Consider the following 23949-nt stretch of genomic DNA (forward strand, 5'->3'; position numbering starts at 1 on the left):
TGGTTATTTCACAATCTCTTTTTGCTTTGAGATAGAAATTAAATCTGTATACTAAACAGTGTAAATATGATTAAGGGGAATTCTCATGGTTTCAAAATCCATTCAAGTGCTCTTTATCCGGATATATACGATCATTAAATTGAATTTGATTTTTTGGATCTTAGCTTTTGCAGGTGCTTTGGTCGCTGGTGTGGGTCCCAGCATTTTAACAGTTAGTGAATTGTATTATACTCACGGATTTGACTATCGTGAGATCACTTTTCAAACTGCTTGGTCACGGTTTAAAGAAAACTTTCAAAAGGGAAATCTGATTTTTTGGACCTTTGCGGCTACGGAATTATTTTTGTCATATAGTTTGTACATGTCAGTTCAACTGCAAGGACTGATCTTCATCATCAGTGACTTTGTGATCATCGCGATGCTAATATTGTCGGTTTGTTTGTTCTGGTATGTCGTCAATATTCAGAGTGGTTTTACGATCAATTATCTTAACTCTTTGAAATTAGCCTTCGCTCATTTCTTTTATAATTTCTTCGATAACGTTAAGGAAATCATTGGATTGATCATTATTATAGGAGTCACTTATCAATACAAAGGGTTGATCCTCTTTGCTAGTGTCAGTGCCATGATTCTAGTGACACATGCGATCGGTAAAAATTGGATCAAGCACGTTGATGAAGTCTATAAATAAATGAAAAAAATTATGAAGACCCTCTTAAAACATCAATATAACTTACATCGGATAATGTCCGTTTATACTCGAATCTTGATGGCTACAGTTACGGTCGTAGCCTTGATCCTCTTGGGTGTAGCAGTATCCAATATTAAGTTTCAATCCAAACAATCACTGTTGATCGGATTGTATAATTCAGTTGATATCATGGGTGACCAACAGGCGGAAGTCAATCGCTTTGCCAGAGATCTGTCTGATGATCCAGTGCGAGTAGCGAACTATCGCAATTTCTTCTCGATGAATTCAGAAGATTACTTGGATAAAAGTCAGGATGATTTTTCGGGTCAGACTTTCTATTATTTACCAACGGTCATGTACGATTTTTTCGATCAAAATAACAGTTTTAAAAAGGTTACTTTGAATGAGAATAGTTCTAACGACAGCATGGTAGTAACTCCTGATGAACTGGGTGGCGTAAGGATCAAAGCCAATAAAGTTCGGGCTGAAGGATTGTATTATACAGCTCCACTAGTTGATAAATCATCGTTGACTAATTTTGGTTCAGTCTTAGTCAACGTCTCGCCTAAGCGGATCACACAGCGATTTGATCGGTTGAGTTTTGGCAAGAGTTTGCAATTCATGGTGTTGTCAGATGCCGGACAGATTCAGTATGGGTACCATTTGGATAAGCATCTAAAGTCACGCAAACTCAAGAATCACTGGTTAGGTCAGAATTACAAGTTCATTGAAAAAGACCTGAGGCGCAGCTACTTCGTTAAAGGATTGACGATGCCGGGTAATAGATATGTCTTTACTCTGATTCCGAGACAAGATGTTTACTTAAAAATGCTGCTTTGGTCAGCAATGATCATTTTACTAGCGATTGCGATTGAACTGTTTCTCAAATGGAGTTTTCGTTGGGTCTTCAAATATTACAATCAAGAATTACAGTGGATGACTGATTCAATGTCGGCCATTTCTAATGGTGAGATCGATGCCAGACTTCACGTTCCGAGACAAGCAGGAGAAATTCGAACTTTGGCTGAAGGAATCAATACGATGTTAGATGCGATCGACAAGTATGTCTTACAGATCTATCAATTAAAAATCGCTCAAAAAGACGCCAATTTGAATGCCTTGCAGTCGCAGATCAATCCCCATTTTCTCTACAATACTTTGGAATACATTCGGATGTATGCGTTGAATGAAGGCGAAGATGAATTGGCAGAAGTAGTCTTTAACTTCGGCAGTTTGATGCGTAACAATATCAGTCAAGAGACCAATGTTCCATTAGAGCAGGAATTTGATTTTGCGGAAAAATACAGTTACTTGTATCAGATGCGCTATCCTGATCAGGTTTCATATCAGTATTCCATTACTGAAGAAGTGAAAAAGATAATAGTCCCGAAGTTTATCATTCAACCGTTAGTAGAAAATTATTTCAAGTATGGTCTGGATCTTACTAAGATCGATAATGCCATTCATGTTTCGGCCTTTGAAGAAGGCAATGATTGTGTAATCAAGGTTGAAGACAATGGTAAAGGGATGTCAGATCTAGAGATCAAACAACTGAAAGAACATTTGAATTCAGATGTCGACACTTTGATGAAGAATTCTCATTCAGTTGGTATAGCTAATATACAGGCTAGAATGCAGATTCAATTTAATGGAAATTTTGCTTTGGATATTCGCCGTAATAAGTATCACGGAATCACAATACAAATGTCGTTCAAATTGAGGTGATCATATGTACTCGGTAATGTTAGTTGATGATGAGTATATGATTTTGAAGGGTCTAGAGAGAATCATAGATTGGTCCGAATTCGGATTTGAGGTCAGTGTTGCTTGCAAAAGTACACTTAAAGCATTGGATTATTTAGAGACATCAGGAGTCGATCTAATAATTGCGGACGTTAATATGCCATCGATGACAGGCTTAGAGATGATAGCCACTGCGCAACAAAAAAATATTCCGTTTGAATTTGTCATTCTGTCAGGTTATCAGGATTTTGAGTATGTGCAGCGGGGACTGCAGATGGGGGCAGTCGATTACTTGTTGAAGCCAATCGATGCTAATAAGTTAAAAGATGTTCTCAAAAAAAATAAAACTAAAGTTGGACGCTGACAGTGTTTTGAAGGATAAATTATCCAAAATTCAAAATATTACTATGCAGCAATTGTTATTGAATAAACTAAATGATACAGAGAAAAATGAGTTCTTAGCCAATTATCATTTGTCAGGTGAAGTCATTCATTCCGGTGTGACGGTCATTGCTTGTAATCGATTGAAAAACTTTGATAAGATTTTGGACTTTTGTCGGCAACAGCATCAGTCACTACTGTATACGAATGAAGATACGTTGTTTATTGCTTTCATTGGTAACACTGGTAGCCTAATAAAATTTATGCGTGATTTGGAGACGGAGCAGTACATAACCGGTGAATCCTATATTACAGTAGGATCGATGGTCAAGGATTGGGATAGTCTGACGGATAGCTTTGAGCAATCAAAAAAACTAGGCTCACTGTATAAATTTTATACACGTAAGGATAATTTTTTGAGTAACCAAACTAGGATGGATTGGCTGAATCAAGCGACAGTCCCGAAGTTCACCCTGTCCAAGATCCGTAATTCTCTCAATGAGAATGACTATGAAGATTCAATTGCAATTTTAAAAAAGATTTTTTCGGAATTTTCTAAGAATGCGATCAATCCAAGTTACGCTAGGCAAATGGCATTTTTGATCTTCTTAGAGATCCAAAAAAACATGGATCTGTCAGATCAAATGTATCAGGAGATCGTCGTGCGGATAAATAAGTCTTCCAGTTGGCAAAAACTGGAGGATCTCTTGATTACAATGATCGATGATCTGATCGAGATGCGTGATAAGAGTGAATTTGTATCCTTGAACGTTCAAAAAACGATCGAAATAGTTGATAGGGAGTATCAGGATGACATCAATCTTTCACTTATTTCAGAGCGATTGCAGCTGAATACTAATTATTTAGGACAACTATTCAAGAAAGAGATCGGTGAGAGTTTTGCCAGTTATCTCAATCACTATCGTATTTGTAAGGCTAAAGAATTACTGGGGGATAGCCGGATGAGTATTGCTGATGTTGCACTGGCAGTTGGTTATGTTAACACGGGATATTTCTTCAAGAATTTTAGAAAGATATCAGGATTGTCTCCAAAGGAGTTTCGACAACAGAGTCACGAAATGTCTAATTAATGATGAGGATAGTATTATGAACAACAATTTGGGATTAATTGATATTGGTGGGACGTCCATCAAATTTGCCATTTGGCGCAATAATGAGTTAGAGAAGTTACCGGACGTTGAAACACCGAATAGCTTGGAAGAATTATATGAAATTCTGACGACAGTAGTGGAAAAAATGAAACAAGAAGCGGGAATAGTCGGCGTTGGTATTAGTTCCCCAGGTGCAGTTGATAAGACGACCGGATTTATCGGCGGAACGTCAGCTGTTTCTTATTTGCACGGATTTGATATATTAAGTGCTTTAACCAAAAGATTTCAATTACCAGTCAGTATTGAGAATGACGCTAATTGTGCAGCTTTAGCAGAATTAGATGCTGGAGCTGGTCGAGCGACTGACAGTTTGATATTTTTGATCTTGGGCACTGGTGTTGGTGGTTCAGTAATCGTCGATCATCGAATCTGGCATGGAGCGCATTTATTTGGTGGTGAATTTGGTTTTATGTTGATAGAAGGTCACAAGACCTTGAGCCAGTTGGGTACGGCTGTTAATGCTGCAGCTAGATATAATGACATCCACCAAACTAGTTATTCTGGTAAAGAATTATTTGGGATGGCTAAGAATGGTAATCCAGCAGCGGTTAAAGAAGTTCAAGTGATGTATAAAGCCTTGGCCAAAGGAATTTTTAACTTGCAGTATTGCTTTGATCCAGAATTAATTGTCATCGGCGGAGCTGTTTCTAATAATCCTGATTTGATTCCGGCAATCGATGCAGAAATAGAAAATATCAGGTCTGAAATAACAATTGCTTCCATCAAGCCAAAACTAGTCACTTGTCAATTTACCGATGAAGCCAATTTGCGCGGAGCCAGAGTAGATTTTTATCAGACATTTGAGTAGATCGAATATGTTATAATTTTAATAATAAATTTAAGGAGTATTGCTGTATGACAAATAATAGACTGGACATTGTTGCATAGCCGGAAGGTTTGCAGCAATCAAAATTTTCAAACCTTCCCAAAGTAGTGAAACTTTTAGGAGGAAAATATTTTGAATTTAAATAATAATATCGTCGTTAGAACCGAAACACCTGCTGATTATCGAATCATAGAAGAAATGATCCGTGAAGCTTTTTGGAACTTATATGTACCAGGATGTGCCGAACATTATTTAGCACACGAAATTCGTTTTCACGAGGACTTTATTCCTGAGCTAGACTTAGTCCTAGAAAGGGACGGTCAGATAATAGGAAATGTTATGTATACTAAGGCTAAACTGACTGATCAACTTGGTGATGAGAAGACCATTTTGACATTTGGTCCGGTCTGTATCAGACCGCAATTTCAGCGTCAAGGATACAGTAGAATTTTGCTTGAACGATCATTTGAGATTGCGAAAAAGCTAAACTATGAAGCAATCGTCATTTTTGGAATGCCTAGTAATTACGTTAGCCGTGGTTTTGAGGGGTGTTATAAGTATCGCGTCTCAATGAATGGTACTTATCCTACAGCCATGTTAGTGAAAGAGTTAGTACCTAACGTTTTACAGAACCATACTTGGACCTATCAGGAAAGTCCTGCATTAGAGATCGATTTAGAACAGGTGTCAGAATTTGACCGTCAATTTCCACCTTTGGAAAAACGTTGGCAACCAAGTCAAGAAGAGTTCGATATTATTAGTAAGTCGACGATTAAAGGTAATTAAAAATAGTCCCTGTTAGAAACGTTATACTGTAGTTTCTAATGGGGACTATTTTCGTAGGTATAATTTTATTAAGGAAGAAGCGATAGATTATTAATAATGGTGCTGCCAGATATTATTTGTTCATGCGTCAAATAATTAGTCGAGATAGTTTTCCCATCGACAGACTCCAGATGATTGAATTGATTTTGAGGCAAGTTATTTTTGGTGATGATTTTCGTCTGTTTCTGGTCTGCTAACTTGATAGTTACTTGATCAAACTGCGGTTTACCGATGATATATTTGCCACTACCAGGACAAACAGGATAGAATCCCAAGGCTGAAAAGATATACCAAGCTGACATCGAGCCGTTGTCTTCATCTCCCGGGTAGCCATCAATGGTGTCGTTGAATTTGTCCATTAATTGATTGACCAAAATTGAAGTGTACTCGGGTTTGTCGGTGTACATGAACAAGTAGGGAATATGAAAACTCGGCTGATTTGATAGCGCCAGTTGACCGAAGTTCAATTGTGCCATCTCAGACATTTCGTGAATCTCCATGCCATAGCCACCAACTTTGTACTGTGGTTTTTGATTACATAATTCTATCAAAATATCTCTGAAAGTATATTGGTCAGAATATATTGATTTTAAACCATCAATATCGTGGAAAACTGAGAAGCTATTTTGCCAAGCACTGCCTTCGGTGTAATCTGTTCCCCAACTCAAGGAGTCGAATGGTTCTTTAAACTGCCCATTAGACAATTTAGCACGCATTAAACCGGTTTGGGGATCAAACAAGTTTTTATAGTTCATTGAAGATGCGTGATATTTTTGATAAATTTTTTCTTCATTTAAAATTTTGGCTACTTGACTGATACAGAAGTCACTGTACGCATAATCGAGAGTATTGTTGACACTTTCGGCGTATTTATCAGCTGGTAAGTAGCCGAATTTGTTATAGTCCTTAGTTCCTTGTCTACCGAATTTATCATTATTAGTTGTTTTGGTAGAGCTTTCGATCATGGCGTTAAGAAACAGCTTTAATTTATCCGGTGCAATCAATCCCTTCACTGCTGCATCGGCGATGACAGCATCGATCAAGGTTCCAGGCATCATTCCTCGTTCATCAGGGGCTAACCACTTTGGTAGAAATCCACTTTCTAAATAACTGTTGTAGAAGCCATCTAACATTTTTTGAAATTCTTCAGGTATCAGGATCGAAAAGAGGGGATAGACGGTTTTACTAGTGTCCCAGAAACCATTGTTCATATATAAGAAGCCGGGTTTAGTATCATTGTTATAAATATCGTAGTGAATAGGATTTCCAGTTTGATCCAATTCATAACATTTTTGTGGGAACAGTAGCGTTCGATAGAGCGCATGATAGAAGGTAGAAATTTTTGCATTATTCTTATCCTCTATTTTTATTCGATCAAAATAACTTTCCCAGGCAAGTTTGGCGTTCTTTAAGGCAGTTTCAAAATTAGAATTGATTCTAGAGAGATTTAACTGTGCTTGTTCAGAACTGATAAAAGAAACTGCCAGTTTCATATTCAAGGTTTGGATATTGTCAAAGTGGAGTATCAAATTACTGCTAGCTTCAGTATTGACGCTGGTAGTTGCTTGAATGGGAGTATCGAATTCAAAGTTAACATACTCGATGAAGTTTTCACTAAAATCAGAATGATAATTCTGAACCTTGACTAATAACTGATTGTTTTTTACTTCAAACTGACCGTCATCAGGAACTTTAATAAGAATACTATTAGTCTGTGATGCAAATTGATAGCGAATATTAGCTCCATAAGTATCAGGAACAAGCTTTGTCGTAACGTTATAACGTTGATCTTGCACTTTTAAGTAGTGCGGGTTAAAGATTGCAGTGTCAGGGTTATAAGAACCATCGCTAGTTTCGAGATCCTTGATGTCACGCAAGTCACTCACAGCATTGAAGGTAAGCTGCTGAAAATCACCGATCCAAGGACTAGGCTGATGCGTCAACCTAATACCAGAGTATTTGTGATCAGTTGGTGAAAAGAACCACGGTGTATCTTCGTCAGTGGTTTGGACACAAAAATAATTCATACCAAAAGGCACCCCCGTGTAAGGGAGTGCATTTCCGTGTGAAAAGTCAGGGCGATTGTCGGTGCCGTGTCGGGTGTCGATAGTTTCGATGTTCATTTCAGAACTCCTTATTTGGTAGATTGTCGAGTGATTAGTTTGACAGGAATAGTGATCGTATCAGGGACATCAAAGTCGGGGTCAGTAATTTTATTTAGCAGGATTTCGGTTGCTTTTTGGCCAATCAGATTGAAATCTTGATTGATCGTAGTCAAACTGGGATAACTGAGTGAGGCTGCTTGAATATTGTCGAAGCCAACGATCGATACTTGGTCAGGTATTTTAATATTTTTTTCGTGGAGATGGTTGATGATATTGATGGCGACAACGTCATTTTCAGCGATGATGCTATCGATTTTATTGTTTAAAATGCCGTCAGAAATGGTTTGGAGATCACTTTTTTTATTTAGATTTATTAGCGGAATATCGGTCGTGATATTCTGCTTTTTTAGTGTGGTCAAAAATCCTAAGTAACGAGAACGGACTGATATTTCTGATAGCGGTGAATTAGCGACGAAAACGGGTCGCTTATTCTCTTTCAATACTGCTTCAGTAGCTAGTTGTCCACCAGTCAGATTGTCTGGCATCACGCAAGGAAGTGGGAAGTTTAAGATTTTTTTATCTAATAACACGACGGGGATTTGCTTGAGGTAGAGCGAACTTAAGATGTTAATGTCTTCACTAACGTGATTGACGTAGTAAAGAATACCGGCAACATTATTGAGATTATCAGGATAATCTTTTTTGAACTCTTGATTACTGATAGTTTTTAGATGGTACTCGTCGGTGTTGTTAATAGTTGCCAAGACACCACTCATATAATCCCCGAATTCATAATTATTGGAAAAAGGAATTACCAATAAAATTTCTTTAACGTGCAGGTCTTCAAAAATAGAATTTTGAATGACAATAGTTCCCTTACCTTGTTTTCTAGCAACTAATTTATCTTGCTCCAATTCGTTAAGAGCTCGTTTGGTCGTGATTCGGCTTACTTGGTATTCGCTGGCTAGAGAAAGCTCGCTGGGAAGAGTGGATCCAATGGGATATTTCTGAGAAAGAATATCTTTTTTTAGTGATTGATATATCAATTTATATTTAGGTTGCATAGCTATCCGTCCTTTACTTTATTGAATATAACATAAATTATTAAAAAAACAACTAGTAATATTGTGATGCATGCATTATACTTTTACTCGCAAATGATATATCAACTTATGGAGGAGAAAAATGAAACTAACGCAACCAATTAAGGAATTTATGGAAGAGGTATCAACTACTGCTTCAAAAACCCCAGATTGGGCCAAAGTTTTTGAGGTTACTTACACCAATACTTGGGAAACAGCCATCAAAAAAATGCCTGAGAATGGCAGTTTCGTTCTTACAGGTGATATTCCAGCTATGTGGCAACGTGATTCAACCTGTCAGGTGCGTCCGTATTTAGTTATGGCGCAACAGATTCCTGAAGTGTCCGATTTGATATATGACGTCGTTAAGCGACAATTCTTTAATATGAATTTGGATCCATATGCGAATGCCTTCAATGAAGAAGCGAATAATGCTGGTCATCAGCGGGATTTAACCGAGATGACGCCTTGGATCTGGGAGAGAAAATTCGAAATAGATTCGTTGTGTTTCCCAGTTCAGTTGTCATATCTATTGTATAAGAATACTGGTAGAAAAGATCAATTTGATGAGCAATTTGTCAGTGGCATCAAGAAAATGTTGAAGGTTTTTGAAACGGAACAGCATCACGCTACTTCTGATTATCGTTTTGAAAGAACTTATGACCGGCCGGAGGATACTTTAGTCAATGATGGTAGAGGGAGTGATATTGGTTATACTGGCATGATTTGGTCAGCTTTCAGACCGAGCGATGATGCCTGTGTTTATGGATATTTGATTCCAGCCAATATGTTTGCAGTGTTGGTTCTCGGCTATATTCAAGAGATCTTTACTGAAATAATCCCCGATGAACAGATCAGCGAGCGTGCCAAAAATATTCAAAGAGAAGTGAGAGCCGGGATTGAAGCTTTTGGTACGACGATCAATGCGGCTGGAGAAAAAGTTTACTCATATGAAACTGACGGTTTGGGACATCATTTGCTCATGGACGACGGTAATGTGCCTAATCTACTGAGCACTCCATATCTACACTATACAACGATGGACGATCCAATTTATTTGAACACTCGCAAGACTATTTTGAGTTCCGAGAATCCTTACTTTTATGCTGGCAAATATGGTCAAGGACTGGGCAGTCCTCATACACCGGCTAATTATATTTGGCACATTGCCTTAGCCGTTCAAGGACTTACTCAAACTAGTCAAACAGAGAAGGCTCGGTTGTTACAAAATATGGTCGATACAACGGCTGGAACTAATTTGATGCATGAGGGATTCGATGTTGATAATCCCGACAATTACACACGTGAGTGGTTTTCATGGGCGAACATGATGTATTGCGAACTGTTTCTTAACTATTACGGATACGAAATTAAGGAGTGATCGAAGATGAAGAAGAAAGTATTTGTCGTTTCTCACAGTCATTGGGATCGTGAATGGTACATGGGCTACGAGCATCATCACATGCGCTTAGTTCAATTAATGGACGATCTGTTGGATCTATTCAAGAAAGAACCGCGCTTCAATAGCTTCCATCTTGATGGTCAAACAATTATTTTGGATGACTATTTACAAGTCAGACCTGAACGAGAGCATGAAGTCAGACAATATATCGCTGCAGGTAAATTAAAAGTCGGTCCTTTTTACATCCTTCAAGACGACTTCTTGATCAGCTCTGAATCTAATACTCGTGATATTTTGATTGGAGCACAAGAGTCAGCTAAGTGGGGTAACAAGGTCAATCTTGGTTACTTCCCAGATACGTTTGGAAATATGGGCCAGACTGCTCAGATGATGAAACTAGCTGATCTAGACTTCGCTGCTTTTGGTCGTGGTGTTAAACCCACGGGCTTGAATAATCAAGTATTCGATAATGAGAATTATAGTTCACAGTATTCAGAAATGTGGTGGAAGGGACCAGATGGTTCTAAGATTCTAGGATTATTATTTGCTAATTGGTACAGTAATGGGAATGAAATCCCGGTGGATCGCACTGAAGCTAAGAAATATTGGGATCAAAAATTACAAGATGTTGAGAAATATGCTTCAACTGATAATCTGTTGATGATGAACGGTGTTGATCATCAGCCAGTTCAAAAAAATGTGATCGAAGCACTCGACGTGGCCAGTGAACTATATCCAGATTACGAATTCATTCATTCTAACTTTGACGACTACCTGCAGGCGGTTGCCCAAGATGTTCCAGAAGATTTGTCGGCGATCGATGGCGAACTGACTAGTCAAGAAACGGACGGTTGGTATACATTAGCTAATACCGCTTCTAGTCGAACTTATTTGAAGCAAAAAAATACTGAGGTCCAAAGACAACTAGAGAATATTACTGAACCTCTGGCAGCGATGGCTTACCAAAAGACTGATGAATATCCGCATGATCAATTAAATTATGCTTGGAAAACTCTGATGCAGAACCATCCACACGATAGTATTTGTGGCTGTTCAGTCGATGAAGTTCATCGAGAAATGCTCACTAGGTTTGAGAAATCTCAAGGAGTAGGAGAATTCTTAGTCCACGACGCTTTGAATGTCATCGCGAAGAATATCGATACGAGAGTCTTTGATACTAACAGTAAGCCATTTGTGATCGTCAATACACAGGGATCTGAGAAGAGTCAAATGGTATCAGTTGAGATCGAGTGGGATCGAGCACCATTTTCGGAGGGTAAACCAGACGATCAATATGAATTGATGCAAGCTGAGTTGCAAAAACTTCCTGATTTAGAGGTGGTTGATAAGCACGGTTATAGTGTTCCCTTTGAATTGCTCAAGACTGAGTTTAAATTTGATTATGACTTGCCAGATGATAAGTTTCGTATTCCGTACATGGGATTATTCGTTACGATCCGCATACCAATAGAAAACTTACCAGCCTTATCATGGACGACTTTAGCTTTGAGAGAAAAAACTCAAGCAACGATCAAGTCAGATCACAAGTTATTTGACATCGAGACTAATACTTTAGAGAATAATTGGCTCAAGGCAACGATCAATCCAAATGGTAGCTTGAAAGTCTTAGATAAAAAGACCAATCAAACTTACGATGATCAATTGATTTTTGAGGATACTGGCGATATTGGTAACGAGTATATTTATCGGCAATCAGCTGACAATCAGACGATCTATTCAGCTGACAGCATGGCGGACATTGAAGTGTTGGTCAATAATGATAATGAAGCAAAAGTCAAAGTGTCACTGGATATGAGAATTCCTGTTTCAGCCGATGAACGCTTAGAATATGAGCAAAAAGCTGTGATCGATATTACAGAACGAATCGCTAGACGTTCAAGTGAGTATCGTATTGTTAAAATTTCGACAATTATTAGTTTTAATAAAATGGAAGATCAATTAAGATTTGAGACCAGCTTTGATAATGATGTTTTAGATCATCGAGTTAGGGTGTTATTCCCAACCGGTCTCAAGACTGATCATCATCAGGCAGAATCGATCTATGAAGTAGTCAAACGTTCTAATCAAGTCAGTTCCGCTTGGAAGAATCCGACTAATCCGCAGCATCAACAGGCATTTGTCAACCTTTGTGATGAACGTGGCGGCGTTACAGTTGGCAACTTCGGCTTGAATGAATATGAAATATTACCGGCTGATAACACGATTGCCATTACACTGTTACGTTGTGTTGGTGAAATGGGAGATTGGGGTTACTTTGAGACTAAAGAAGCACAGTGCCAAGGAAGACAGCACTTTGAATACAGTTTATCGTTTCACGATGCTAGTGAAGCTAGTCGGATAAACAGCTATTTACAAGCACGCAATAATCAAGTAGAGCTGCAAACCGTCCAAACTGATATTCATGCGGGCACTTGGAAACCAAGTCACGCGGTTTATAAGATAGAGGCAGATGACTTTGCTATGACTTGTTTCAAGCAAGCCGAGAATGGTGCTGGCGATATTATTCGTGGCTACAATATGACTGATAAGACTGAGCCGATCGCTGTCAACATTGATGAAGCCAAGCTTGCGACGGTTAATTTGTTAGAAGAACCTTTAAATGATATATCCAAAGATACACTGAATCCAGCGGAAATAAAGACTTTTAAGATCGATTGGTAAAAAACTTTGAACAAAGTAACTAGAAAATATACCAAATTTTAGCTACTTTACCGTTTTTGTGAAAACGTTTCTATCATATTCTTATTATCGTAAAGAATATTGATAATCGAGGATATTAAACATGGTAGAAGTCGACTTAAATCACATTTATAAAAAATACGCTAATGCAGAAGAAGAGAATTCTTATGCTGTTTCAGATTTTGATCTTCACATTAAGAATAAGGAATTCATCGTTTTTGTTGGACCATCTGGTTGCGGTAAATCAACGACCTTACGAATGATTGCCGGTTTGGAGACGATCACTGAGGGTGAATTAAAGATCGACGGTGAATTGATGAATGATGTCGTTCCTAAGGATCGTAACATCGCGATGGTTTTCCAAAATTACGCCCTGTATCCACACATGACCGTTTTTAAGAATATGGCCTTCGGATTGAAACTTCGTAAGTATGAGAAAGACGATATCGAGCAACGCGTTAAATATGCAGCAGATATTTTGGGATTGACTGAATATTTGGATCGTAAGCCAGCTGCTTTGTCAGGTGGTCAAAGACAACGTGTAGCTTTAGGTAGAGCTATTGTCCGTGATGCACCGATCTTCTTGATGGACGAACCATTGTCTAACTTGGATGCCAAGTTACGTGTCAGTATGCGTGCGGAAATCGCTAGACTACACCAACGTCTCCATACGACGACGATCTACGTTACACATGATCAGACCGAAGCGATGACGATGGCGGACAGAATCGTTGTTATGTCGATGGGTGAAGTGCAACAGATCGGTACGCCACAAGAGGTCTATGTAACGCCTAGAAATAAATTCGTGGCTGGATTCATCGGATCACCATCGATGAACTTTATCGATGTAACTTACAAAGACGGCGTGATCACTGACACTGAAGGTTTAAAGATCGCAGTTCCAGAAGGACGAGCTAAGGTGCTTAATAAGCAGGGTTATAACGGCAAGAAGATGACCTTGGGAATTCGTCCGGAAGATATTCATGCTGAAGAAGCCTTCAGTGAGACTTGGCCTAATTCAGTCGTAGAAGCAGAAGTTGTTGTTTCTGAACTCCTAGGTGCTACTTCAATGTTGTATTCAAAAGTTGACGGAACTGAATTTGTTGCAATCGTTGATGCGCGTGATTATCATAAACCTGGAGAAAAAGTTAAATTGTCATTTGATATCAATAAGGCTCATTTCTTTGATATCGAAACTACACTAGCTATTCGTTAACCTTAAGGAGGCCATTATGGTAATTGACCAATTATTGAAGCTCTATCCCAGTGCGAAGATTGTTCCCATTCCGGATTGGAAAGACAAAGCAATTGTCAATTATCGGATCAATGATCAGTGGGTCTCAATAGTAAAAGAAGAACTCGATAGCAAGCAGCGACAATTATTAGAATTACTGAGTGAACGTGAAGAAACGGAAACCACTAATGCGTGGTGGCAGTTTTTGAGCCAAAAAGAGACAGAACTACCAATTGTTTCTAAAAAAATAGTTAAAATCAAAATTATCCAATTTCGAGTCGATCATTTAGAATCAAGAGAATTTGCCTATCAGTGGATCAGAGCTTTTGCATCGTTCTTTAACAAAATAATCGATTCCTTCTGGGTCAATTCAGATTACGGTTTGTTGATCTTAAATGATTCCAAAGTAGTTTTAGAGAACAATGAACTAACGACGATGGTGCAATTGATTGATGAAGATTTTGGTACCAAGTCACAGGTTTATATCGGACAAACTTGGATGTTGAATGAGGAGCTTCCCAAAATATTTGAACTGGAAAAACAGATCTTCAATCAAAATGACGGAACAGCTGTCAGCAATTTATCCACGGATGTTATCTCATTCATGTTCAATCAGAGTCTTGCGAGTGAAAAGTTATTCGTTGTCTTGAAGAATACCATTACATCTAATTCGGAATATATTTCGATGATTCGTTCGTTGTATTTGAATCAAAATAACATAGCTAAGACGTCCAAGGACTTGTACGTACATCGGAATACATTGCTGTATCGAATTGAAAAATTCAATCGTGAAACGGGTTTAAACTTAAAATCGATGGACGATCTAGTGCTCTGTCATTTATTACTCTGTTAGCGAGAAAGAGGTCAAGAATGATTAAATTCCCCGAGGGCTTTTTGTGGGGTGCGGCAGCGTCTGCACCACAGACAGAAGGCCACAGCTTAACTAATGGTAAAGCTCCCACAACTTGGGATGAGTGGTTCAAGCTCAATCCAGAAAAATTCAATAATGGTCAAGGTCCACAGAATACGTCCAATGTCTATGAAATGTATCAAGAAGATGTACGTAATATGCCTAAGGTAGGACTGAATTCCTATCGAACTTCAATCTCATGGGCGCGATTGTTGCCGGATGGCAAGACTTTGAATCAAGAAGCAGTGAAGTTTTACCGTGATTATTTTCAAGCGATGCTAGACAATCAGATCGAACCGATAATCAATTTATTTCACTTTGATATGCCTTGGTGGCTAATGGAAAAAGGTGGTTGGGAGAATCGTGAATCCGTCGCTGATTTTGCTTTTTATGCTAAGACGGCTTTTGAACAATTTGGTGATCTAGTCAAGACTTGGGCAACCTTCAATGAACCCCTGGTTCATATCGAATGTGGCTACTTGTATCAGTTTCATTATCCAGCCATCGTTGATTTTAAGAAAGCAGTGCAGGTTGGATATCATACCTTGATTGCGCATGAGTATGCCGTGCGGGAATTTCGCCGTAGCGGTATCGAGGGTAGGATCGGCATCATTTTGAATGTCCTACCAGCTTATAGCCGCAGTGAGAGTGTTGAAGATATCAAGGCCAAAGAGGCTGCTGACTTATTGAATACTTATAGTTTCTTAGATCCAGCGGTACTAGGCACCATTCCTGAAAAACTGATTGAGTTGTTAAGCTATAATCAGTTGTTGCCGGACACACAGGTGGACGATAAAAAAATAATTGCTGAAAATACCGTCGATTTCATTGGCCTGAATTATTATCAGCCTAGACGAGTAAAGGCGCCATCTAAGGTACATCATCCTGCTCAGATGCCTAGTGATCTGTACGAGAGTTATGATTGGCCTGATAAGAAGATCAACCCGTATCGAGGTTGGGAAATTTATCCTAAAGCCCTATATGATGTGGCTATCATGATGCGAGATCAATATCATAATATCCCTTGGTTTGTGAGTGAAAATGGTATGGGAGTCGCCGATGAAGAAAGATTCAAGGATGACAACGGGGTCATCAATGATCAGTATCGAATTGATTTTATGAAGGAACACTTGGAGTATCTCCATAAGGGGATCGAAGCTGGTAGTAATTGCTTTGGTTATCACGTTTGGACTTACGTTGATTGTTGGTCGTGGTTGAACGGTTATCGCAATCGTTATGGATTGTATAGCGTCGATCTAGATAATGGTTACCAGCGGACGATGAAGAAGAGCGGCTTGTGGTTCAAACAACTTTCTAATAATAATGGTTTTTAAAAAATAAGACATTCGTCGATTTAGGCGAATGTCTTGTTTTTTGGTATACAATATAAATAATTATGAAATCGTTTGTAGAAAGGAATTTATTATGACTCCATATGAGCAAGTTACCAGTTATTTAGATAATTTAGATATCAAGTATAAAGTGGTTGAACACCCAGCGGCCTATACAACTGAGCAGGCTGATGAATACATCAAGGGTATGGAAGGCGTACGAACAAAGTCAATGTTCTTAACTAATAAGAAGAAGCGCAACTTCTACCTAGTCATTATGGATGATGATCAACGTCTAGATATGAAGAAATTTGGAGAGATCGTTGATAATAAGCGGATCAAGATGGCATCTGAAGAGAGTCTGAAAGAGAAGATGGATCTTAGTGCAGGGATGGTCTCGATTTTTGGATTACTAAATAATAAAGAAAAAGACGTTGAAGTATTTATTGAGAAAAAGATTGTTCCCGAAGAGTGGATGACCTTCCATCCCAATGACAATACCAAAACGCTTTTTATTAAAACAGAGGATATGTTCAAGTTCATTAAATCCGTGGGTTTTGATTATCAAATCATCGAACTATAACGCCGTTATGAATACTGCTGGTCGTCAATTAATTTTGACGATTTTTTTTTGCTGTAATTTGTTATCAAAGCTAAAAAAAGTTCACTATCAATTTTTGTGAAATCGCTTACCATTATTTTGTGAGATGAAGAAGAGAATAGTCCAAAAAGGAGGGAGATCACATTAACTCTTCTACAACATCTTAAATTAAATAATTGCAAAAAATGATAAGGGTAATCATATGAGGATGAAGAAAAATACAATGAAAAAAACGTTTTTCCGTAGTTTGATTTTTGTAATGGGATTGCTACTGATGCTGGGGTCATTTGGAACTACTACCCAAGCTGCTGTAAGTAGCACTAATAACAACAGGCATTTTATGGTTTATTACCGTGCTTGGCGTGACAAGACGATGCAAGGAGTTAATACGAGTCTACCTGATCAAAACTGGATCACGATGAGTGATATTCCATATGGTATCGATATTGTCAATGTCTTCAGTTACGTTCCTAAGGGTCAAGAAGCACAGGCACAGCCGTTTTATGACGCTTTGAAAACAAAATATGCTCCAGAATTACATGCTCGTGGCGCTAGATTGGTTCGGGGAATTGATTACGGTGAATTATTGAAGATAACTTATGCCGGGGAATTCCCAACCGATGAAGAGTTTGATGCTTATGCGAAAGAAATGATTGCTAAATATGTTGATGCGATCGGTATCGATGGTTTGGATATTGATATGGAAACTAAACCAACCGCAGAACAAATTAAGATCTCCGACGGTGTGATCAAAGCTCTGTCGAAATATTTAGGACCTAAATCAGGTACTAACAGGCCGTTATTGTATGATACGAATGCTTCAAACTTGGCACCATTTGAAAACGTAAGTTATGCGTTTGATTTCTTAGCTTACCAACAATATGGTAGTGATGACAAAAGAACTGAAAGAGCTGTGAACGACTATTCTGGTGTTTTATCAGCGAATAAATTTGTTCCGGGATTGACTTTCCCAGAAGAACAAGATCCAGTCAACCGTTGGTATGATGCCACCGAACCTTATTTGAACAGTAATTTTTATAAAGTAGCCAATTATGCTAATAATAACAATTTAGGTGGAATGTTCATCTATGCTCTAGACCGTGACGGTAGAACATACGATGATGCTGACTGGTCACACATCAAACCATCAAATCTTATTTGGACTAAGACGGCGATCATGCAAAGTGGTGGTGAGAGTGTCGCCAATGCCAAGGAATACGCTAGTCACTTCTGGAATCGAGCTAAGTACACAGTTGATACAAAAGAAGATCTGACAGCAAAGATCATGAATGCTAAGACGATTTATGATGTTAACAAGGTTATCTTGGGCAAGGATTACGGACAAGGTATCAGTTCCACTTATGATCCGATCCTAGAAAAAGGACTATTGTCGATCAACGTTTCTGATTTAACTGCGCAATTGAACGATGCGGACAAGTATATTGAACATTCTAAGGATTACGACAGTACAAAGATCAACGAATTGAAGAAAGTCAGAACTGAAGTTGCTGAGAACTTCGCTGGTAAGACGTATACACAAGAACAAGTTGACGCTTGGACAGCTAAATTAGCAGTTGCTAATAATGGTTTGCTGGGATATTCCGAAGTAAAAGTTAACGGCATCGTTGACACGAAGTCAGCTGATAATTTAAATAAATCCTTCGTTGAATTATACGATATCAATGGTAAAAAAGTATCTAACCGTGGTTTGCAACCAAAGACAGCTTGGGCATATGACCGAAAATTAACTAACAATAAGAATGGCAAGGTTTATTACCGTGTGGCCACAAATGAGTACGTGAGTGAAGCGGATGTCACTGTTCGGAAGGGTAACTCAGTCGGTAATTTAACTAACGTTGAAAAGATCAGCGGTAAGTTGAGTGTTGATAAATCACAAACTAGTTATTCATTGTACAAGCAAGATGGATCACTCATTGGTAACCGTGCATTAGCCGGTGGAACTGATTGGATCGTTTCCGCCAAGGCAAGTAGTGCTAATGGAAGTTTGTTCTACAAAGTAGCTACGAATGAATGGGTAATGAGTAGTAATGGGGTTTCCTTTAACTGATTGATTTAAAATTATACTCCCTGGATAGTTTTAAAAATAATCAAAAAAATGACGTCGATCATAAGGCGTCATTTTTTGTGCCAATGATGACAAATTGTAAATACTTTTTGAGACGACAAAAAATACTGTTGATGATACAAAATGAAGTGAGAGTATTGATCAGCTTGTCAAACAAAAAGCAAAACAACTTCTGAAATATTATTTTTAACTTTATGGACTTGTAAATTAAAAGTTGTTTTCACTAAACATCTGCAAATAAACGACTATAATAGAAGACGTACAATGAAAGTTGTATCAATTAGAAAGGAAGCTTTAAGTATGGCTGCAGTAGTTGAAAAAAGAAGTTTGTTAGATGAAAAAATGAGTGAAGTTTATGACTGGAGCGACTCAGATCTACCAGTTCGTGATGCCCTTTGGGATCATTTCATGGAAGCATCAAATCATAACACTGATAAAACTGAAGCAGAAGTCAAACCTTACAATGATATGAGTAATGACGAATTGAAGGGTAAGGTTGAAGAAGTATTGAAGGCTTAATCATACGACCCTTGATAATTGTTAACAGACCGGTGAGGTCTGTTTTTTTTGTATCAAAAATGGACAGACCAATCCAGGTCTGTCCATTTTTATTGAGATTAAAAATTCATCAATTGATTCAATAGTTCTTTGGCTGATTCATTCAGACTATCCTTAGATTTGTCATAGCCTAGGTGTGTATAGATCTCGCCAACATAAACCTTGTCTTCAAACAACTTCTTGAAAACTCGGTCGATGATAGGACGAGTCTTCTCTTCTTCTTGAACGGGTCCGAAAGGATTAGCGAAGAAGGTAGTGCTCATTCCGACTTCATCAGTTGTTCCTAGAGCTTTTCTCTTGCCGTCAACGAAGGTCTTCTTAGCTAGTTCTTCATCTGGGAATTGATGCAAACCAATTTCTGCGTCGTAATTATTGGCGTAGACCCACATATCGATGTGGTGGTGTTCAACGACACGTTTGTAAGTATTAGCTGGCAGAATAACACGAGCATTTTTTAATTCAGGATTTAAGTAGATACCACGATCCATATTGTTAAAGGCAACAGAACTGCTTAAGTCGTCTAATCTGACGAAGGCACCAGTCTCAGTTCCTTGAGCGTAAACATTGCCGTCAGCGTCAAATGAAAAACTCCCCATGTCATCGAAGATAGTTTCGATATCGATGATTTTGTCATCAGCGACTTCTTGCAGAGCTTCGATCGATTCTGATTTACCTGCACCAGAGTCACCGAAGAAGACAACAGACTTGGTTTTGCCATTAGAAAAGCTGATTCTGACCATTGATCCATGGATAGGTAAGCTGTCGTTATAGATCATATGAAGATTATGAAGTGTTAAACACATTTTTTTCATGTAGCCAAAGTAAGTTGTCTTATCGTTATAAGGAACTTCTCCGACCCAAATATCATTAGCTTCATCGTGATAGTAATGACAAACATCGCCTTCAGTTTCATCTAAACCGAATAACAAAATTTCGTCAGGCTTTTGTCCTTTGATGCTAGCTTCGTCAGCAACATCAAACAAGTTGGCTAGGGCAACACCGCTGACGAAATAGTCACGGTGGAAGTAGATGTAAGCTAAACTTTCGCCGATGTGGGCTGGGAAGCAGAACCAGTCTTCTTGCTTACCATTGAATTTGGCGATCGGGTTAGTCTTTACAGCACTGAAGACACCTTCACGTTTATTAGATTTGGTATGCATCATCATTGGTGGACGTAACATCAAAGTGTCTAAGAAACGGATGCTCTTCAGATTTTCGTAACCAGCAGGAGTTGGCCAATCAATAGATTGAGTTAATACGCAAGCGTTAGTACCAGCATTAACTTGACGATAGGTTCTGTTAGTGAAGCCTTGGATCTTTTCTTCGATTGCACGATATAAGTGGAGAACCACCTCGTTGAAGTGATTGTCGATATTCATGAAGTCGTTTTTGACAATCGCACTGCTGTGCTTATTGATTAGAGAGACTCTAAAGTATGAACGGTAATATGAATATAGATCTTCGATACTCTTTAAGATCTGTTGACTGTCATATTTGCCATAAACATCTTTATTATCAATTAAAATTGCTTTCAAGGTATTAACGTAATCTTTGGGATCGACTCCCTCGTAGCGATTGGTCAACGATTTTTGGCTTTCATCTAGGTATAACTTAACTAAGTTATAAAAGCCGTTACTATTGATCAGTTGGAATATATCTCGAATATACTCCTCGTTGTAGTTGATAACTGCCACTGCACGGTCAGGGTTCATATAAAAAGCCCGTGATTCTATAGCATTGGATGCTTTAACCATATATATAAGTTCTCCTTTCAAATTGTGAGCTTAAATAATATTCTAAAACAAATTTGCGGAAACATATATAACAAATTAAATAAAAATTAAAATGTTCTAATAAAAGGTTGCTATATTAGCTTTTTTAGGTAGAAAAAACTTTTTTAAAAATAAACCTTTGCAGCCAGTATTTCCAATAAATCAGCTCAACTAGACAAAATATCAATAAATTGATTTTTAAATTAAAAAAGTTGCAATATAATTTTAATGATGTTATATTCTTAATTATAAATTGATTGATCAGTAGTTCAGTTGGTAGAACGCGTGACTGTTAATCATGAGGTCGCTGGTTCGAACCCAGCCTGGTCAGTAAAAGCGAGTCCACAGTGAGTGGGCCCGCTTTTTTTACGTTAATTTTTACTTTCTTCCACTAGACCATCAAAGAATTTTTGTAGCGAGACTTTACCGCCAGTTGCTCGTTTGCCTTCTAGAAATAGCATTTCATTTCTGACGTTGCGGTATTCATAGAGCATGTTGGAATATTCAACCACGATTTCGTCGCCCAGATTATCGAAGGAAATATTAGCTAGATTAGTTAAGCCAGTTTTGACTGAACGGCGGATGCGTTGCAGTAAGACTTTTCGCTCTTGTTCGTTGATGTGATATTCATCAGCTAGATTTACTTCACTAAAAGTTAATTTTTTAGTAGTCATAATTTGTGCCAGTGACATAATATCTGAGGCACCTTTTTCGGAGGAGATACCTAGATAAGTCAAGATCGATCTAACTTTTTCTTTTTGTTGGTGACCGTCATCGACCGGTGTAGCAGGGGTGTTGCCACCAATTAATGATTGAATGCTGGACAATTTCCGTTCCATTTGAATGTTCTGGGTAACTTTTTCGACGACGGTTTTGACCTCGATCATATTGATCGGTTTGTCGATAAAGAATTCAATACCAGCCTCATAAGCCTGTTCGCGCAAGTCATTATCGCGGACTTGTGAGATCATGATGAACTTGAGACGGCTCTTTGATTGCCTGAGTTTTTTGATTAGATCGATACCGCTGATGTGCGGCATCAATAAGTCGACTAAGACAATATCGACATCTAGCAACATGATTTCAGATAAAGCTTTTTCAGCGTCAGTCGAAATACCGACCACATTGTTGTTCATATCTTTATCAATGATGCGATGCAGGATCATCGTGACTGACTTATCATCATCTACAATATAAAAATTCATTCAGTGATTTCCTCCTGAAGTAATTTGTTCTTATTAAGTGTAACTTGAAAATTAGTTCCTTTGTTTAATTTTGAATCGACTTTGATCGTTCCGTCAAACTGTTCCTTGACTAGTAGAGCGACGTGCGATAGCCCAATTCCCCGGTAGACATCACCAGATTCATTGAACTTGGTAGTGAAACCGGGTTGAAAGATCATATCTTTAGTTTCTTCATCCATACCAATTCCATTGTCAGAGACGTTTAAAATTACTTGATTGTTTTTATCTTCAACCGTCAGTCGCACTAAGCCGTTGGGTTTGTTGTCCAGAGCATCAACGGCATTGAAGATCAAATTAGAAATGATCGAAACTAGATAGTAATGGTTGGGAATAACTAGATCGAGGTTGTTTTTAACTTCGATGACAACGTTAGGACTTTTTTGCTTGATCGATTCACGAATATAATTGGTGCTAACTTTGAGAATATCGCTCAACATCATCGGCATGTTATTGTCAGAACCGAAGTAGTCTCCTAAGCCGCGGATGACATTTTGATAATCTTTTTTGATCTCATGCACATCACGTGCAATATCGAGAGCCATGTCCTGTTGTTTTTGGTCGGCCTTTTCAGTTCGCAGATCTTGATTCAGCAAATAAGCATTCTTCATAACGTTTTCGATCTCAGAAATATTTTTTTTCATGAAGTAAACTTCACTTTTGACAGAAGCCGCGATCCAAATGAATTGATAATAACGCTGTTCGTGTTTTTCCTGGCGGACCATCAAGGTGAAGTAGTGATAAAGAAACGCTAAAAGACAACTGACAATGGTACGGATTAATGCTGTGATGAAGAGAATTTGGAACAAGCGATAAGTATAATCTGAAAAGTTAGTCAGTAAACTGATCTCACAGAAGTTGGCAACATAATCACAAATTAAAATAGTCAAAAAGAAAGAACTATTGTTGCGAACCCCTCGACGCCAATATAGGAAGTAATAAATAATTCCGTAAGTAATATAGAAGACCATATCGGTCACGACGAACTGGATTATTTTTTCAATACTGCCGTCATGACTGATGAATAGGAGCAGACCTCTGAAGATCGGTGAAGCCATCGCAATACAAAATGAAAGCTTGATCGGATTCAGATCATCATTGAAATATAAAAATATCGGTAAAAGTAAGGCAGCCAGCGTCAAAATGAATCCAGGTGCGTAGATTTGAAAATTGACTTGTGAAGCTAGGGCAATAGAAGTCGCCGCTATCAGGGTTCGACGCCATCTTCCTTGCATTATAAAATTGTTGCTTTTAAACAAGTGTAAACACCTCCAAAAAATAATTTATAA

The 23949-nt window shown here is 38.3% G+C and carries 18 protein-coding genes, 1 tRNA gene and 1 pseudogene; 15 read left to right on the forward strand and 5 right to left on the reverse strand.

Annotation, left to right across the window (positions count from 1 at the left end):
* The first annotated feature begins 85 nt into the window (after nt 1-85).
* The 6 genes from U8519_RS11090 (at nt 86) to U8519_RS11115 (ending at nt 5599) form a co-directional block, all read left to right on the forward strand.
* Nucleotides 86-691 carry a DUF624 domain-containing protein gene (locus tag U8519_RS11090; RefSeq protein ID WP_334330380.1) on the forward strand — a complete coding sequence of 202 codons (606 nt, stop codon included), beginning with the start codon at nt 86-88 and terminating at the stop codon, nt 689-691.
* Complete coding sequence (locus U8519_RS11095) at nt 692-2416, forward strand: sensor histidine kinase (protein WP_334330381.1); 1725 nt, start codon at nt 692-694, stop codon at nt 2414-2416.
* A gap of 4 nt (nt 2417-2420) precedes the next feature.
* Nucleotides 2421-2798 carry a response regulator gene (locus U8519_RS11100; RefSeq protein WP_334330382.1) on the forward strand — a complete coding sequence of 126 codons (378 nt, stop codon included), beginning with the start codon at nt 2421-2423 and terminating at the stop codon, nt 2796-2798.
* Nucleotides 2761-3906, forward strand: coding sequence for a helix-turn-helix domain-containing protein (locus U8519_RS11105; protein ID WP_334330383.1), 1146 nt, complete (start codon nt 2761-2763; stop codon nt 3904-3906). The genes U8519_RS11100 and U8519_RS11105 overlap by 38 nt, the downstream gene beginning before the upstream one ends.
* A 16-nt stretch (nt 3907-3922) precedes the next feature.
* A complete protein-coding gene (locus tag U8519_RS11110) occupies nt 3923-4795 on the forward strand; it encodes an ROK family protein (protein ID WP_334330384.1) in 873 nt (290 codons plus the stop codon).
* 216 nt (nt 4796-5011) lie between these two features.
* Nucleotides 5012-5599, forward strand: a complete 588-nt coding sequence (locus U8519_RS11115) for a GNAT family N-acetyltransferase (protein WP_334330419.1) — start codon at nt 5012-5014, stop codon at nt 5597-5599.
* 68 nt (nt 5600-5667) lie between these two features.
* Here U8519_RS11115 and U8519_RS11120 read toward each other — a convergent pair whose 3' ends face one another.
* Both U8519_RS11120 and U8519_RS11125 read right to left on the reverse strand, forming a co-directional pair.
* Nucleotides 5668-7761: a GH92 family glycosyl hydrolase gene (locus U8519_RS11120; protein WP_334330385.1), complete on the reverse strand. Its 2094-nt coding sequence runs from the start codon at nt 7759-7761 to the stop codon at nt 5668-5670.
* A gap of 11 nt (nt 7762-7772) precedes the next feature.
* Nucleotides 7773-8807 carry a GntR family transcriptional regulator gene (locus tag U8519_RS11125; RefSeq protein ID WP_334330386.1) on the reverse strand — a complete coding sequence of 345 codons (1035 nt, stop codon included), beginning with the start codon at nt 8805-8807 and terminating at the stop codon, nt 7773-7775.
* A 121-nt stretch (nt 8808-8928) separates the two neighbouring features.
* Between U8519_RS11125 and U8519_RS11130 the strand changes: the two genes are divergently transcribed.
* From U8519_RS11130 to U8519_RS11170, 8 genes and pseudogenes are all read left to right on the forward strand, one after another.
* A complete protein-coding gene (locus U8519_RS11130) occupies nt 8929-10206 on the forward strand; it encodes a glycoside hydrolase family 125 protein (RefSeq protein ID WP_334330387.1) in 1278 nt (425 codons plus the stop codon).
* Between the two features lie 6 nt (nt 10207-10212).
* Nucleotides 10213-12909: an alpha-mannosidase gene (locus tag U8519_RS11135; protein WP_334330388.1), complete on the forward strand. Its 2697-nt coding sequence runs from the start codon at nt 10213-10215 to the stop codon at nt 12907-12909.
* 121 nt (nt 12910-13030) lie between these two features.
* Nucleotides 13031-14143: an ABC transporter ATP-binding protein gene (locus tag U8519_RS11140; RefSeq protein ID WP_334330389.1), complete on the forward strand. Its 1113-nt coding sequence runs from the start codon at nt 13031-13033 to the stop codon at nt 14141-14143.
* Nucleotides 14144-14159: 16 nt separating this feature from the next.
* Entirely contained in the window at nt 14160-15014 is an 855-nt protein-coding gene (locus U8519_RS11145) for a helix-turn-helix domain-containing protein (protein ID WP_334330390.1), read from the forward strand.
* A gap of 17 nt (nt 15015-15031) precedes the next feature.
* A complete protein-coding gene (locus U8519_RS11150) occupies nt 15032-16405 on the forward strand; it encodes a glycoside hydrolase family 1 protein (RefSeq protein WP_334330391.1) in 1374 nt (457 codons plus the stop codon).
* A gap of 91 nt (nt 16406-16496) precedes the next feature.
* The gene (locus U8519_RS11155; protein WP_334330392.1) at nt 16497-16985 is read left to right on the forward strand and encodes a prolyl-tRNA synthetase associated domain-containing protein; all 489 of its coding nucleotides are present in this window, start codon (nt 16497-16499) and stop codon (nt 16983-16985) included.
* Between the two features lie 241 nt (nt 16986-17226).
* Nucleotides 17227-18795: pseudogene (locus tag U8519_RS11160) on the forward strand (EndoS/ChiA family endoglycosidase); the annotation flags it as partial.
* Nucleotides 18796-19389: 594 nt separating this feature from the next.
* Nucleotides 19390-19608, forward strand: coding sequence for a P8 family protein (locus U8519_RS11170; RefSeq protein WP_334330421.1), 219 nt, complete (start codon nt 19390-19392; stop codon nt 19606-19608).
* Nucleotides 19609-19706: 98 nt separating this feature from the next.
* Here the strand turns inward: U8519_RS11170 and U8519_RS11175 are convergent, their stop codons facing one another.
* Nucleotides 19707-21401 (reverse strand): phosphoenolpyruvate carboxykinase, encoded by a 1695-nt coding sequence (locus tag U8519_RS11175; RefSeq protein ID WP_334330393.1) that lies wholly within the window; start codon nt 21399-21401, stop codon nt 19707-19709.
* A gap of 276 nt (nt 21402-21677) precedes the next feature.
* On the opposite strand from U8519_RS11175, the gene U8519_RS11180 reads away from it, so the two are divergent.
* Nucleotides 21678-21750, forward strand: a tRNA-Asn gene (locus U8519_RS11180).
* A gap of 40 nt (nt 21751-21790) precedes the next feature.
* On the opposite strand, the gene U8519_RS11185 is transcribed toward U8519_RS11180, so the two are convergent.
* Together U8519_RS11185 and U8519_RS11190 are read right to left on the reverse strand one after the other, a co-directional pair.
* A complete protein-coding gene (locus tag U8519_RS11185) occupies nt 21791-22624 on the reverse strand; it encodes a DNA-binding domain-containing protein (protein ID WP_334330394.1) in 834 nt (277 codons plus the stop codon).
* Complete coding sequence (locus tag U8519_RS11190; protein WP_334330395.1) at nt 22621-23919, reverse strand: sensor histidine kinase; 1299 nt, start codon at nt 23917-23919, stop codon at nt 22621-22623. The genes U8519_RS11185 and U8519_RS11190 overlap by 4 nt, the downstream gene beginning before the upstream one ends.
* Between the last annotated feature and the right edge of the window lie 30 nt (nt 23920-23949).

This window comes from Companilactobacillus sp. HBUAS59699 (assembly GCF_036913575.1).
Classification (GTDB): domain Bacteria; phylum Bacillota; class Bacilli; order Lactobacillales; family Lactobacillaceae; genus Companilactobacillus.

Bases quoted from the DNA above. Each gene is read 5' to 3' on its own strand.
- U8519_RS11090 (WP_334330380.1), top strand. From the start codon at position 86: ATGGTTTCAAAATCCATTCAAGTGCTCTTTATCCGGATATATACGATC.
- U8519_RS11095 (WP_334330381.1), top strand. From the start codon at position 692: ATGAAAAAAATTATGAAGACCCTCTTAAAACATCAATATAACTTACAT.
- U8519_RS11100 (WP_334330382.1), top strand. From the start codon at position 2,421: ATGTACTCGGTAATGTTAGTTGATGATGAGTATATGATTTTGAAGGGT.
- U8519_RS11105 (WP_334330383.1), top strand. From the start codon at position 2,761: ATGTTCTCAAAAAAAATAAAACTAAAGTTGGACGCTGACAGTGTTTTG.
- U8519_RS11110 (WP_334330384.1), top strand. From the start codon at position 3,923: ATGAACAACAATTTGGGATTAATTGATATTGGTGGGACGTCCATCAAA.
- U8519_RS11115 (WP_334330419.1), top strand. From the start codon at position 5,012: ATGATCCGTGAAGCTTTTTGGAACTTATATGTACCAGGATGTGCCGAA.
- U8519_RS11120 (WP_334330385.1), bottom strand. From the start codon at position 7,761: ATGAACATCGAAACTATCGACACCCGACACGGCACCGACAATCGCCCT.
- U8519_RS11125 (WP_334330386.1), bottom strand. From the start codon at position 8,807: ATGCAACCTAAATATAAATTGATATATCAATCACTAAAAAAAGATATT.
- U8519_RS11130 (WP_334330387.1), top strand. From the start codon at position 8,929: ATGAAACTAACGCAACCAATTAAGGAATTTATGGAAGAGGTATCAACT.
- U8519_RS11135 (WP_334330388.1), top strand. From the start codon at position 10,213: ATGAAGAAGAAAGTATTTGTCGTTTCTCACAGTCATTGGGATCGTGAA.
- U8519_RS11140 (WP_334330389.1), top strand. From the start codon at position 13,031: ATGGTAGAAGTCGACTTAAATCACATTTATAAAAAATACGCTAATGCA.
- U8519_RS11145 (WP_334330390.1), top strand. From the start codon at position 14,160: ATGGTAATTGACCAATTATTGAAGCTCTATCCCAGTGCGAAGATTGTT.
- U8519_RS11150 (WP_334330391.1), top strand. From the start codon at position 15,032: ATGATTAAATTCCCCGAGGGCTTTTTGTGGGGTGCGGCAGCGTCTGCA.
- U8519_RS11155 (WP_334330392.1), top strand. From the start codon at position 16,497: ATGACTCCATATGAGCAAGTTACCAGTTATTTAGATAATTTAGATATC.
- U8519_RS11170 (WP_334330421.1), top strand. From the start codon at position 19,390: ATGGCTGCAGTAGTTGAAAAAAGAAGTTTGTTAGATGAAAAAATGAGT.
- U8519_RS11175 (WP_334330393.1), bottom strand. From the start codon at position 21,401: ATGGTTAAAGCATCCAATGCTATAGAATCACGGGCTTTTTATATGAAC.
- U8519_RS11185 (WP_334330394.1), bottom strand. From the start codon at position 22,624: ATGAATTTTTATATTGTAGATGATGATAAGTCAGTCACGATGATCCTG.